Below are 14,085 nucleotides of genomic sequence, written 5' to 3'. Positions count from 1 at the left end.
GCGATGTTCGGCGATGCTGAACGGAGGTTTTACACTGGCCTTCATCATCCCCTAACCTTGACAGGATGCGACCGGCTCGGCGCGCCGCCGCGCCGGGCTGGGCCGGAACCGGTTGCCGCGCTATACTCACCGCCATGAAGATGCGGGCAGAGCCGGGGACGATGCGGATGGGGTGGCCGACGGGACGGGAACTGTCGCGCCTCGCCCTCTCGCGCCTGCGATTGGGCCTGCTCTCGGGCCTGCTCGCGGGCGTCGGCCTGCCGGAGGCGGCCCGGGCGCAATATTACGACGAGGGCACCGGCTACCGCCGCGCGCCCGCCTACCGGCAAGCCCCCGCGCCCGAGCCGCAACGGCAATTCTACTGGCCCTGGGAGGACCGGCCCGCAGCGGCGCCCCAGGCGCAGGATGCCGGCCGGCCCGCCTATCGTGGCGCCTACCGCACGCCCCGCCCGCGGCGGGAGCGGGAACGCGAGCGGGAGCGCGAGGTGACGCATAGCCGCGAGGGGCGCTCGGTGCAGCGGCCCAAGCCCCGCCCGGCCCCGGTCGTGGCCCGGCCCGCCGCCCCCAAGCCGAAGACCGACCCGCGCACGCAGATCGCGGTGTTCGGCGATTCTCTCGCCGAGCTCCTCGGCCAGGGCCTCGACACGGTCTACGAGGCGAATCCGGACGTGGTGGTGCTCCGCCGCGCCAAGGGCGACAGCGGCCTCGTGCGCAAGGACGTGGTCGATTGGCCGAAGGCCGCGGAGGACACCCTCAAGTCCAACCCGAAGGTGTCCTACGCCGTCGTGATGATCGGCGCCAACGACCGCCAACCCCTGCGCGACGGGGATCAGACGATCGAGCCCCTGAGCGAGCGCTGGCGCGTGCTCTACCGCGACCGGGTCGACGCGCTGCTGAAGGTCTTCACCGACCGCAAGGTGCCGGTTGTCTGGGTCGGCGAGCCGCCGATGAAGAGCGACACTCTCTCGGCCGACATCACCTCGCTCAACGAGATCTTTCGCGATCGGGTGCAGCGGGCGGGCGGCGTCTACGTCGACATCTGGCCAGCCTTCGTCGACGAGAACAACCGCTACGCCGCGAACGGGCCCGACCTCGAGGGGCAGCAGGCGCGCCTGCGCACCGCCGACGGCGTGCACTTCACGAAGGCCGGCGCCCGCAAGGCGGCCCATTTCGCCGATGTCGAGATCAAGCGGCTGCTCGAGGCGACGACCGGCACCCCGTCCCTGCCGGACGCCGTCTCGCCGCTCGCCCCGGAGGCGCCGCCGGCGGCGGCGGGCGAGGCCAAGCTCGACGACGACGCGGCGATCGACCGGCTCATCACCGCGATGCTGCCGAGCCTGCCGGAGCCGCCGGGCATCCCGGCGCTGCCGGTCAAGCCCGCCGCCGGCCCGGTGCTGCCGCTCACCCGCAACGAGGTCGCGCCGGGCGGCCAGCTCGTCACCGGCCGGCCGCGGATCGACCGCGACACCGGCTACACCCTGGAGCGCAGCCTGACCCGCGGCGCGGCACCCCCGACCCAGCCCGGCCGGGCGGACGATTTCCGCTGGCCGCGGGGATGACGGCTACATCCGCGCCGTGAGCGTCGCCAGCACCGAGAACGGCGCCCCCGGCAGGTTGTTGAACTGGTTGAACGGCTGCTCGATGTAGCGCGCGTCGGTCAGGTTCTTCAGGTTCAGCGAGAACCGGGCATGCTCGTCGAGGTCGTAGAACACGGCCGCGTCGACACGGGTATAGGCGCCGACCTTGTAGGTGTTGGAGATGTCGCCGAAGCGCGAGCCGACATAGGTCACGCCGACGCCGAGGCCGAGGCCGCGCCAGGCGCCTTCCTGGACCTGGTAGGTCGTCCAGAAGCTGCCGCTGAACAGCGGCGCCGCCTCCAGCCGGTTGCCGACTGGGATCGTGGTGTCCCGCGTCACCCGGGCATCGGTGTAGCCGACGCCGCCGATGATCTTCCAGCCCGGAAGGATCGTCCCGGCGAGGTCGGCCTCGACGCCCTTCGAGCGCTGCTGCCCGGTGATGATCGAATAGTTGGTCCGGACCGGGTCGTTGGCCGAGACGTTGTTGCGGGTGATGTCGAAGACCGAGGCGGTCAGGCTCAGGTCGGGCGAGAAGTCGAACCGGGTGCCGACCTCGATCTGCTCGCCGGTCTCCGGCGGAGGGTTGACGACCCCGAAGACGTTCGCAGTCTGCGGCTTGAACGAGGTGGTGTAGCTGGCGTACAGCGCCAGGGGTTCGGCGACGCGGTAAATCAGGCCGACCCGCGGCGACAGGCCGGACAATTGCTGATCCGGCGGGATGGCCGTCGAGGTCGGCGTGCGGCTGAAGTAGAACTGCGTGCCGGTGTCGTAGCGCAGGCCGAGCAGGAGCTGCAGGCCGTAGCCGAGATCGATCTGGTCCTGGGCGTAGAGCCCGGTCAGCTCGTTCTTCTGCTTGAGGTCGCTCTGCAGCGAGAGCGCGCCCGGCAGCGCGAGGCCGGGCACGGGATTGAGGAATCTCACCGAGGAGAGCGGGCCCTGGGTGGTGACCGCCCGCCGGTAGCCGTTGAAGTACTCGACGCCGAGCAGCGCGGTGTGGTGCAGGCCGAGAACGTCGAACTTCGCCACCAGCTCAGTCTGGCTGTCGACGGAGGCGTAGGTCGAGGTGGCGGCGGTGGTGCGCCGGGTGACGGTGAGCCCGTTGGCCGAGACGCCGGTGGCGCGGGCCGCGATCGCGTCGAAGCTGCCGCTCTGGGCGTTGAGCACCTGACGCAGCATGAGGTGCTCGTTGAAGTCGTGCTCGACCTTCAAGGTGCCGAAATTCGCGTTGGCGTTGTAACGCGAGAACGGCTCGCCGTAGTAGCGCGAGATGTTGTCGAGCGGCACGCGGCCGTTCCGGGCAATCAGGCCCTCGTCGTAGACCGTGTCCTGCCGGGTGAACTCGCCGATGAACGAGACCCTTGTGTCCGGGCTCGGGTTCCAGGTGAGCGCCGGGGCGATGAAGAAGCGGGAATTGTCGCGCCCGGCGAGGTCGCGGAAGGTCGGGTCGACCTGCGTCCCGAAGCTGAGGCGGGCGGCCAGCCCATCGGCCCCCGGCACCGGGCCGGAGGCCGAGCCCTGCACCCGCCGGAAGCCGAAGCTGCCGCCCTGAATGCTGGCATCCGCCGTCGGCACCAGGCTCGGCTGGCGGGTGACGATGTTGATGACGCCGCCCGGATCGCCGCGACCGTAGAGCACCGAGGCCGGCCCTTTCAGCACCTCGATCCGCTCGACATCGGCGAGGTCGCGCTGGACCGGGTAGAAGTTGCTGGCCTGGTTCATGAACACGCCGTCGATGGCGTAGGTCTGGGTCCGGAAGCCGCGGATGATGAAGGTGTCGCTGCGGCCCTGGATGGTGCCGCCGGGCTGCACGTTGCTGACGTTGAATAGCGCATCGGTCAGCCGGGTCTCCGCACGGTCGACCAGGACCTCGCGGGGCACGACGTTGACGGTCTGCGGAATGTCGCGCAGGGCTGTGTCGGTCTTGGTCGCCGTGGCACTGCGGGTCGCGCGGTAGCCCTGGACCGGGCCGGTGGCGGTTTCGGTGAATTGCGGGCCCCCCGTGCCCTGCGACGAGCCGGCGACCGTGATGGTGTCGAGGGCGATGGTCTCGCCGGACTCCTGTGCCCCTGCACGGCCCGCCGCGAGGCTCGGCGCCGCGCCCGCGAGCAGAGCGAGGAGCAGCGGCGAGCGGCGCCGTTTCGCGGGACAGGAACGTGGGCGCACGGGGACCTCGGCCGGAAGAAACGTCTGCTCCGCGGGTAATCGCGCGGGCTCCAGCAATCAATCGCTTCGTTCGCGCAAGAATTTGAACCGTTCCAGGCCCGGTCGCTATCGGTCCCTGTGTTGCGTCAGCGCATCTATCGCGAGGGCGGATGCTGGGTCAGGGCAGTGGATAAGTCACTTTGCATTCTGCGAATTGGAATAGATCTAATATCGCCGCATAGCCGGTGGGGATGGCTAGGCCCGGTTTTGCCACCCTCCCTGTCATCCCGGGGCCGCGCAGCGGAACCCGGACCCATCACCGCTGACGGTACAGGATGAAGCGTCGCCCGCTCCGCCCCGTCCTTCGAGGTCAGCGGCAATGGATCCCGGGCTCTCGCCTTCGGCGAGCCCCGGGATGACGTTCTGGAGCGGCAGCGAGAGGGTCGACATCCCCGGAACGAGAACGGGACCCGCTCCGATCCGGTGCGGGTCCCGTCGGTCGATCAGGACATTCTATGCGGCCCGCCGCCTCACAGCGGCAGGGTCGTCGCGCCCATCAGCGCTTCGTCGATGGCGCGGGCCGCCTGCCGGCCCTCGCGGATCGCCCAGACCACCAGGGACTGGCCGCGGCGCATGTCGCCGGCGACCCAGACCTTGTCGTTCGAGGTCCGGTACTGGACGTCGTCGGCCAGCACGTTGCCGCGCTTGTCGCGGGCGACACCGGATTCCTCCAGCAGGCCCTTGGCCAATGGGCCGGCAAAGCCGATCGCCATGAAGACGAGATCGGCCGGCAGCAGGAACTCGGAGCCGGGGATCGGCTTGCGGGACTCGTCGACCCGGGCGCAGACCACGCCCTTCACCTTGCCCTTCTTCCCGTCGATGCGCAGGGTCGCGGCCTGGAACTCGCGCTCGGCGCCCTCCGCCTGGCTGGAGGAGGTGCGCATCTTGGTCGCCCAATAGGGCCACACGGTCAGCTTGTCCTCCCGCTCCGGCGGGCGCGGGCGGATGTCGAGCTGGGTGACCGAGAGGGCGCCCTGGCGGAAGGCGGTGCCGACGCAATCCGAGGCGGTGTCGCCGCCGCCGATCACCACGACGTTCTTGCCGGCGGCGAGGATCGGCGGCTCGGCCGTGGCAGCCGCATTGTCGAACTCTTGGCCGACGCGGCGGTTCGATTGGACCAGGTAGGGCATGGCGAAGTGCACGCCCTCGAGCTCCTGGCCCGGCAGGCCCGGATCGCGCGGGGCCTCGGCACCGCCGGCGAACAGCACGGCGTCGAACTCGTTGTGCAGGCTGGCGAAGGAGCGGGTGACGCCGATGTTGACGCCGTAATGGAACTGCACGCCCTCGGCCTCCATCTGCCGCACCCGGCGGTCGATGTGGCGCTTCTCCATCTTGAAGTCGGGGATGCCGTAGCGCAGCAGGCCGCCGGCCTTCGGCTCGCGCTCGAAGACGTGGACGTCGTGGCCGACGCGGGCGAGTTGCTGGGCCGCCGCGAGGCCGGCCGGGCCCGACCCGATGATCGCCACCCGCTTGCCGGTCTTGGCCTCGGCAGGCTCGGGCACGACCCAGCCCATGCTCCACGCCTTGTCGGCGATGGCCTGCTCGATGGTCTTGATCGCCACCGGCTGGTTCTCGAGGTTGAGGGTGCAGGCCTCCTCGCACGGGGCGGGGCAGATGCGGCCGGTGAATTCCGGGAAATTGTTGGTGGAGTGCAGGTTGCGCGCCGCCTCCTCCCAATCCGCATTGTAGACGAGGTCGTTCCAGTCCGGGATCTGGTTGTGGACCGGACAGCCGGTCGGGCCGTGGCAGAACGGGATGCCGCAATCCATGCAGCGCGCCGCCTGCTTCTTCAGGTCGTGCTCGTCGAGCGGCAGGGTGAATTCGAGGAAGTGGCGCACGCGGTCGGCCGCGAGCTGATACTTCTGCTCCTGCCGGTCGAATTCGAGGAAGCCTGTGACCTTGCCCATCGGAAGAGTGCTCAGTTCGTGAAGTGATCGGGCCGGCGGCGGGTCTCGACGACCCCGGCGACGGTGGCGGATGTGGGGAGCACCTCCCCGCAACGGGTGAGCCAGGCCCGGATGGCGGGCCGGCCCGAGAGATCGAATCCGCCCTCGTCGGCGAATTGCGTATAGGCGAACAAGGCGACATCCGCGATGCTGACGGCGTCGCCGACGAACCACCGGGTGGCGGTCAAGTGTCGCTCCATCAGGTCGAGGGCGGCCTCGCCCCCGGCCACCCGCTTCGGGTCGCGGGTCTCGGCCGGTTCGCCCCGGTAGCGCATATGGAAGCGGCAGACCGCGATGGTCGGCTCGTGGCTGTACTGCTCCCAGAACAGCCACTCGTCGATCTTGGCCTGCATCCACGGATCGTCCGGCAGCAGGGACGAGCCGCGGGCGAGGTACCGGATGATCGCGTTCGACTGGGCGAGCGTCCGCCCGTCGTCGAAGACCACACCCGGAACCTGGCCCATGGGAAAGCGGGCGAGGTATTCGGGCGTGCGGCTCTCACCCTTCATGATGTCGACGGGCACCCACGTATGGGCGAGCCCGAGGTGATCGGCGACGTACCGCACCTTCAGGCAGTTGCCCGACACCGTGTCGCCGTAGATCTTCACCGGTTTCTCCCTGCGCTCCCGATCGTCGACGAGCTTCGCCCCCAGCCCTCCCCCCTCTGCGGGGGAGGGTAGCCCCTGCGTCGGCAGGGGTCGGGAGAGGGGCAGCGCGATGCTCTTCCAGGTGGCGCCCGTCAGAACGGTTCCGCCTTATCCGGAAGCGTGGTTCCCCTCTCCCGCCCCGCCCCGCGGGGCACCCTCCCCCGCAAAAAGGGGGGGGAGGGTTTGCCGTTCAACCTTCCGAGCCGCCGGATTACTCCGCCGCCACCGGCATCCGGGCCCGCTCCATCTCGCGCAGGGCCCGCCGGTACTCGACCGGCATCACCTTCACGAACTTGGTGCGGTAGGTCTGCCAGTTGTCGATGATCGCCTTGGCGCGCACCGAGCCGGTATACTTCAGGTGGTTGTTGATGAGGCCGACCAGGCGCTCCTCGTCATGGCCGGACATGTCTGCCAGGATGTCGATGCGCCCCTTGGTCTCCAGGTCGCCGTCCTGGTGGAAGCGACGCATGAACTCGTCCTCCTCCTCGACCGGCTCGAGATCGACCATCGACAGGTTGCAGCGCTTGGCGAAGGACCCGTCCTCGTCCAGGACGTAGGCGATGCCGCCCGACATGCCGGCCGCGAAGTTGCGCCCGGTCTCGCCGATCGACACGACCACGCCGCCGGTCATGTACTCGCAGCCATGGTCGCCCATGCCCTCGACGACCGCGATGGCGCCCGAGTTGCGCACCGCGAAGCGCTCGCCGGCCGCACCCCGGATATAGGCCTCGCCCGCGATGGCGCCGTACAGCACCGTGTTGCCGACCATGATGGTGCGGTCCGACGGCGAGCCCAGCGCATCCGAGGGCCGGATGATCAGCTTGCCGCCTGACAGGCCCTTGCCGACATAGTCGTTGGCGTGGCCGGTCAGGCTCAAGGTCACGCCGGCGGCGAGCCACGCGCCGAAGCTCTGGCCGGCGGTGCCGGTGAGCTTCACCGTGATGGTGTCGTCCGGCAGACCCTCGTGGCCGTGCGCCTTGGCGACCATTCCCGAGAGCATCGCGCCCGCCGCCCGGTCGGAGTTGCGGATCACGTCCTCGACCGTCACCGCGGCGCCGGTCTCGATCGCGTCGCCGACGGCCGCAATGAGCCGCCGGTCGAGGACCTGGTCGATCGGGTGCTTCTGCGCCTCGACGTGGCGGAGCGCGACGGTCTCCGGCACGTCCGGCTTGTGGAACAGCCGGGTGAAGTCGAGGCCCTTGGCCTTCCAGTGCGAGATCGCCGCGAGCTTGTCGAGGTATTCCGAGCGCCCGATCAGCTCGTCGAGCTTGGTGACGCCCAAGCCGGCCATCAGCTCGCGCACCTCTTCGGCGACGAAGAAGAAGTAGTTGATGACGTGCTCGGGCGTGCCCTTGAAGCGCTTGCGCAGCACCGGATCCTGGGTCGCGACGCCGACCGGGCAGGTGTTGAGGTGGCACTTGCGCATCATGATGCAGCCGGCCGCGATCAGGGGCGCGGTCGAGAAGCCGAACTGGTCGGCGCCGAGAAGCGCCGCGATCAGCACGTCCCGGCCGGTGCGGATGCCGCCATCGGCCTGGAGCGCCACCCGGCCGCGCAGGTGGTTGAGCACCAGGGTCTGCTGGGTCTCGGCGAGGCCGATCTCCCAGGGACCGCCGGCGTGCTTGATCGAGGTCAGGGGTGCCGCGCCGGTGCCGCCGTCGAAGCCCGAGATGGTGATGTGGTCGGCGCGCGCCTTGGCGACGCCGGCCGCCACCGTGCCGACACCGACCTCCGCCACCAGCTTCACCGAGACATCGGCCGCCGGGTTGACGTTCTTCAGGTCGAAGATCAGCTGGGCCAGATCCTCGATCGAGTAGATGTCGTGGTGCGGCGGCGGCGAGATCAGGCCGACGCCCGGGGTCGAGTGCCGGACCTTGGCGATCTTGGCGTCGACCTTGTGGCCGGGCAGCTGGCCGCCCTCGCCGGGCTTCGCTCCCTGAGCCACCTTGATCTGCATCATGTCGGCATTGACGAGGTAATCCGTCGTGACGCCGAAGCGGCCCGAGGCGACCTGCTTGATCGCCGAGCGGCGCGAGCGGCCGTCCGGCAGCGGCCGGAAGCGCTCGCGCTCCTCGCCGCCCTCGCCCGAGTTCGAGCGGCCGCCGAAGGAGTTGAGGGCGATCGCCAGGGTCTCGTGCGCCTCCTTCGAGATCGAGCCGTAGGACATCGCGCCGGTCGCGAAGCGCTTCACGATCTCGGCCGCCGGCTCGACCGCGTCGATGTCGACCGGGGCCCGGCCGATCTCCGCCGCGCTCTTGATCCGGAACAGGCCACGGATCGTCTTGAGGTGGTTCTCCTGCTCGTTCACCATCTTGGCGAAGGCCCGGTAGCGCTCGGGCAGGTTGAGCCGCACGGCGTGCTGGAGCGTCGCGACGGTGTCCGGCGTCCAGGTATGCGCCTCGCCGCGCAGGCGGTAGGCGTATTCGCCGCCGACATCGAGGGCGGTGCGGTAGACCGGCGCGTCGCCGAAGGCGTCGCGGTGGCGGCGCACCGTCTCCTCGGCGATCTCGGCCATGCCGATCCCTTCGATCGTCGTCGCCGTGCCGAAGAAGTCGCGCTCGACGAAGGCCGAATTCAGCCCGATCGCGTCGAAGATCTGCGCGCCGCAATAGGATTGATAGGTCGAGATGCCCATCTTGGACATCACCTTGAGCAGGCCCTTGTCGATCGACTTGATGTAGCGGTAGACGATCTCGTCGTCGGCCAGCTCGGGCGGCAGCTCGTCCTTCATCGCGATCAGCGTCTCGAAGGCGAGATACGGGTTGATCGCCTCGGCGCCGTAGCCGGCCAGGCACGCGAAATGATGCACCTCGCGCGGCTCACCCGATTCGAGCACGAGCCCGACCGAGGTGCGAAGCCCCTTGCGGATCAAGTAGTTGTGCACCGCGGCGGTGGCGAGCAGGGCCGGGATCGGGATCCGGTCCGGCCCGACGGCGCGGTCCGAGAGCACGATGATGTTGTAGCCGCCGCGCACCGCCGCCTCGGCGCGGTCGCAGAGGCGGTCGAGGGCACCCTCCATCGCCTGCGCGCCGGTCTCGGCCGCGTAGGTGATGTCGAGGGTCTTGGTGTCGAAGCGGTCCTCGAAATGGCCGATGCAGCGGATCTTCTCCAGGTCCGCGTTGGTCAGGATCGGCTGGCGCACCTCGAGGCGCTTCTTGCGCGAGGTGCCCTCGAGGTCGAGGATGTTCGGCCGCGGCCCGATGAACGAGACGAGGCTCATCACGGCCTCCTCGCGGATCGGGTCGATCGGCGGGTTCGTTACCTGCGCGAAGTTCTGCTTGAAGTAGGTGTAGAGGAGCTTCGGCTTGTCGGAGAGCGCCGAGAGCGGCGTGTCCGTACCCATCGAGCCGACCGCCTCCTGGCCGGTCACGGCCATCGGCTGCATCAGCAGCTTCAGGTCTTCCTGGGTGTAGCCGAAGGCCTGCTGGCGATCGAGCAGCGACACGTCGGTGCGCGACTCGCGCGGCTGCACCGGGCGCAGGTCCTCGAGCACGATCTGGGTGCGCTTCAGCCACTCCTTGTAGGGGTGGGCGGCGGCGAGCTCGCTCTTGATCTCCTCGTTGGAGACGATGCGCCCCTTCTCGAGGTCGATCAGGAGCATCCGGCCCGGCTGGAGGCGCCAGGACGAGACGATCTTCTCGTCCGGGATCGGCAGCACGCCCATCTCGGAGGCGAGGACGACAAGCCCGTCATCGGTGACGAGGTAGCGGGCGGGGCGCAGGCCGTTGCGGTCGAGGGTGGCGCCGATCTGGCGGCCGTCGGTGAAGCAGAGCGCGGCCGGGCCGTCCCACGGCTCCATCAGGGCGGCGTGGTACTCGTAGAAGGCGCGCTGCTCCTCGCTCATCAGCGGGTTGCCGGCCCAGGCCTCGGGCACCAGCATCATCATCGCGTGGGCGAGCGGGTAGCCGCCCTGGACCAGGAACTCCAGCGCGTTGTCGAAGCAGGCGGTGTCCGACTGGCCCTCGTAGGAGATCGGCCAGAGCTTCGAGATGTCGTTGCCGAACAGCTCCGAATCGACGCTGGCCTGGCGCGCCGCCATCCAGTTCACGTTGCCGCGCAGCGTGTTGATCTCGCCGTTATGCGCGACCATCCGGTAGGGGTGCGACAGGCGCCAGGTCGGGAAGGTGTTGGTGGCGAAGCGCTGGTGCACGAGCGCCAGCGCCGAGACGAAGCGCTCGTCCTTCAGGTCGAGGTAATAGTGGCCGAGCTGGTTCACCAGCACCATGCCCTTGTAGACGATGGTGCGCGAGGACAGCGAGACCGGGTAGAATTCCTTCAGCCGCTCGTCCTTGAGGGTGTAGACGGCGTTCGAGATCACCTTGCGGACGAGGAACAGCCGGCGCTCGAAGGCGTCCTGGTCGACGCTGGAGGCCGGACGGCCGATGAACACCTGGCGGTGGCGCGGCTCACTCGCCTTCACGCTCTCGCCGAGGTCGCTCGAATCGACCGGCACGTCGCGCCAGCCGAGCAGCGTCAGGCCCTCGTCGGCGATCGCCTTCTCGACGATCCCCTCGACGGTCTTAAAACCCTGCTCGTCCTGCGGCATGTAGAGCTGGCCGACGCCGTAATACCCGGCCTCCGGCAGCTTGATGCCGAGGCGCTCGGCCTCCGCCGCGAAAAAGCCGTGCGGGACCTGCACCAGGATGCCGCAGCCGTCGCCCATCTTCGGGTCGGCGCCGACCGCGCCGCGATGGTCGAGGTTCTCCAGGATCTGCAGGCCCTGCTGGACGATGGCGTGGCTCTGGCGGTTGTGCATGTCGGCGATGAAGCCGACGCCGCAGGCATCCTTCTCGTTGCCGGGATGATAGAGGCCCTGACGCGCCGGCAGGGCCGGATCGCGCACGACGAGGGCGGGGACCGCCTGCCCGCGGGTGGGGTGCTGGGACTGGTCCGTGCCGCTCATGGTCTGGTCTCCCAAGGTCCGGTCTTCGAAGGCTCGCGGGCGAGCGCGCTGGTTCGTGTCGATCGGGCCGATGCGCCAGTCCGCGCACGGCCCGGTGAGGGACAGCCTGCCGCAGGGACGGGCATGCCTGCCGCAGAGGCAAGCCCGCCGTTCCGGGCAGGTATACCCGCATCATCGGGCGGGCAAAGTGGCGCGGACGGCCTCAGGGGCGCCGCGGAGGCGGGCGGATCTCAGGGCAAGGCCGCCGCCTCTTGTCGTTTCAGTCCGCGGGAGGGTCGGTCGCGTCTCGCGAAGGGAGCGCCCGCACCTCGCGAGCGCCCGGCAGGCTGGTGTCAGCCGGCGTGCGCCCGAACCGCCTGAATGGCGGCGCGTTTGGTATCTCGTTTGGCCGTCGTGCAAGCCACAAGCCAGCGCCCTTGCGACCCGGAGGCACGGGGCCCGACCGGGAAAATGGGACAGCGGTACTGTCCTAACTCGCGGAACCTGCCAGATTTCAACCGCTCCAGCAAGAGGCCATTCCGTCCAGGCTTGTGCTTTTCTTGCGTTTCGTGGCCGCCCCTCGCAACGAAACACCGAATCCGGGAGAGACCACGCATCTTTCCCGCGTGGGACGCAGCCGGCAGGACATGAGAGGCATGAGCCGGTGCGCCTCGCCTGCGCCGGCCCTCCCCGCCATGATGGCGGGGAGCACGATCGAGGGACTTGTAAGTCGATGAACTTCGCGAGCGACAACGTGGTGGGGGCGAGCGCTCCGGTCCTGGAGGCGATCGTGCGCCACAATGGCGGGGCGATGCCGGCCTATGGCGCCGACCCGCTGACGCTCGGGCTCACCCCGCGCTTTCGCGCGCTGTTCGACCATGCCGACCTCGCGGTGTTCCCGGTCGCCACCGGCACCGCGGCCAATGCGCTGGCGCTGTCCGTGATGGTGCCGCCCTTCGGCCTCTGCCTGTGCCACGAGGAGGCGCACGTGATGGAGGACGAGTGCGGCGCGCCGGAATTCTACACCCACGGCGCCAAGCTGCACGGCCTGCCCGGCCCCGGCAGCAAGATCGCGCCCGACACCCTCGACGGCTTCTTGAGCGGCCTGACCCGGCACGTGAAGCAGATGCCGCCCCGGGCGCTGACCCTGTCGCAGCTCACCGAGAGCGGGCAGGTCTACACGGTCGAGGAGATCACGGCGCTCTCCCGCATCGCCCATGCCCACGGGCTTACCGTCCACATGGACGGGGCGCGCTTCGCCAACGCGCTCCAGGCTCTCGGTTGCTCGCCGGCCGAGATGACCTGGCGCGCCGGGATCGACGTCCTGTCCTTCGGAGCGAGCAAGAACGGCGCGCTCGCCGCCGAGGCGATCGTGGTCTTCCGCCCCGACCTCGCCGAGACGCTGGAATTCCGCCGCAAGCGCGCCGGCCACATCCTGTCGAAGGGCCGCTTCCTCGCCGCCCAGCTCGACGCCTATCTGGCCGACGACCATTGGCTGACGAACGCCGCCCACGCCAACCGGATGGCGGCCCGCCTCGCCGCGGGCCTGTCCGAGGTCCCGGGCGTGCGCCTGGCCTGGCCGGTCCAGGGCAACGAGCTCTTCCCGATCCTGCCGGCCGGGCTCGACGCGGCCCTGCGCCGGGGCGGCGCGGTCTATTACGACTGGGCGAGCCGCAGCCTGCCCGCAGGCGAGGCCGTGCGCGAGGACGAGCGCATGATCCGCCTGATCACCGCCTTCTCGACCACCGAGGCGGAGGTGGAGGAGTTCTTGGCGCTGGCGCGACGGGCGTAACGCGGGTGGGGAACGGCGTCACACTGCCCCCTCCTCTCCCGGCGGCGTGACCCGCGGGCGCTCGTGGTAGAGCAGGTACAGCCCCGAGGCCGCCACCACCGCGCCGCCGATCACCGTCCAGTGGTCCGGCAGGTGGCCGAAGATCAGGAAGCCGAGGAGCACCGCCCAGAGCAGGTGGGCATAGGCGAAGGGCGCGAGCGTCGAGGCCGGGGCGCGGCGATGGGCGAGGATCAGGAGCCAATGCCCGAGCGCCCCGAAGAAGCCGACCGAGAGGATGCCGAGCCAGGTCGAGGTCTCCGTCGGCGTCTCCCACAGAAAGGGCAGGAACGGCGCGGTCAGCACCGAGCCGACGAGGCCAGTATAGAACATCGTGGTCTCGGGCGGATCGTAGGCGGCGAGCATCCGCGTCACCACGATGTAGACCCCGTTGACGAGGGCGGTCACCACTGCGAGCAACGCCGCCGGGTGCATCCCCGAGACGCCCGGGCGGCTCACTACCAGCACGCCGGAGAACCCGACCAGCACCGCGGCCGTCCGCCGCCAGCCGACCCGCTCGCCGAGGAGCGGACCGGCGATCAGCGCCACCACCAGGGGCGAGGCGAAGGTGATCGAGGTCACCTGCGCCAGCGGCAGATAGCGGAGCGCCACGAACGAGCACATCGTGGCGGTCACCAGGCACAGGGAGCGCAGCACCTGAAGCCCGGGCTTTCGCGTGCGCATCAGCCCGACGATGTCGCGCCGCGCGGCGAGAAACACCGCCACAATCACGAAGCTGACGAGGTAGCGCACGGCCACGATCAGCATCGGGCTCATCGTCCCGCTCAGGAACTTCGCCGAGGCATCGATGGAGGCGAAGCCCGCCACCGCGCTCACCATCAGGGCGATGCCGGTCAGGGTCTCCCGCTGGCCCGTCTCCCGCAGGCCTCCGCCGCCGCGCATGCTGCCTCCCTCCCTCGTCGCCGTCTCTTGACTTAGAATGGAACTGAGTTCAAATCCAGAACCGCGTTCCAGATTTCGGGACGCGAGACTCGAGCACGAG

The 14,085-nt window shown here is 69.5% G+C and carries 7 protein-coding genes; 2 read left to right on the top strand and 5 right to left on the bottom strand.

What is annotated here, in order from left to right:
• Positions 1-167 precede the first annotated feature (167 nt).
• Positions 168-1,559, top strand: coding sequence for an SGNH/GDSL hydrolase family protein (locus tag DA075_RS03175; RefSeq protein WP_232386443.1), 1,392 nt, complete (start codon positions 168-170; stop codon positions 1,557-1,559).
• Positions 1,560-1,562: 3 nt separating this feature from the next.
• Here DA075_RS03175 and DA075_RS03170 read toward each other — a convergent pair whose 3' ends face one another.
• The 4 genes from DA075_RS03170 to gltB all read right to left on the bottom strand — a co-directional run bounded on the left by DA075_RS03170 (position 1,563) and on the right by gltB (position 11,275).
• Entirely contained in the window at positions 1,563-3,740 is a 2,178-nt protein-coding gene (locus tag DA075_RS03170) for a TonB-dependent siderophore receptor (RefSeq protein ID WP_420813102.1), read from the bottom strand.
• A gap of 509 nt (positions 3,741-4,249) precedes the next feature.
• Positions 4,250-5,686 (bottom strand): glutamate synthase subunit beta, encoded by a 1,437-nt coding sequence (locus tag DA075_RS03165; protein WP_099951976.1) that lies wholly within the window; start codon positions 5,684-5,686, stop codon positions 4,250-4,252.
• Positions 5,687-5,697: 11 nt separating this feature from the next.
• Complete coding sequence (locus tag DA075_RS03160) at positions 5,698-6,333, bottom strand: glutathione S-transferase family protein (RefSeq protein WP_099951975.1); 636 nt, start codon at positions 6,331-6,333, stop codon at positions 5,698-5,700.
• A gap of 250 nt (positions 6,334-6,583) precedes the next feature.
• Positions 6,584-11,275 carry a glutamate synthase large subunit gene (gene gltB / locus DA075_RS03155; RefSeq protein ID WP_099951974.1) on the bottom strand — a complete coding sequence of 1,564 codons (4,692 nt, stop codon included), beginning with the start codon at positions 11,273-11,275 and terminating at the stop codon, positions 6,584-6,586.
• 712 nt (positions 11,276-11,987) lie between these two features.
• On the opposite strand from gltB, the gene DA075_RS03150 reads away from it, so the two are divergent.
• Positions 11,988-13,046, top strand: coding sequence for a threonine aldolase family protein (locus DA075_RS03150; protein ID WP_099951973.1), 1,059 nt, complete (start codon positions 11,988-11,990; stop codon positions 13,044-13,046).
• Positions 13,047-13,064: 18 nt separating this feature from the next.
• Here the strand turns inward: DA075_RS03150 and DA075_RS03145 are convergent, their stop codons facing one another.
• Positions 13,065-13,985: a DMT family transporter gene (locus tag DA075_RS03145; RefSeq protein WP_099951972.1), complete on the bottom strand. Its 921-nt coding sequence runs from the start codon at positions 13,983-13,985 to the stop codon at positions 13,065-13,067.
• Positions 13,986-14,085 lie beyond the last annotated feature (100 nt).

The organism is Methylobacterium currus (assembly GCF_003058325.1).
Taxonomy (GTDB): domain Bacteria; phylum Pseudomonadota; class Alphaproteobacteria; order Rhizobiales; family Beijerinckiaceae; genus Methylobacterium; species Methylobacterium currus.
The sequence above is the reverse complement of the archived record's forward strand: the minus strand, read 5'-3'. Positions and strand labels throughout refer to the sequence as shown.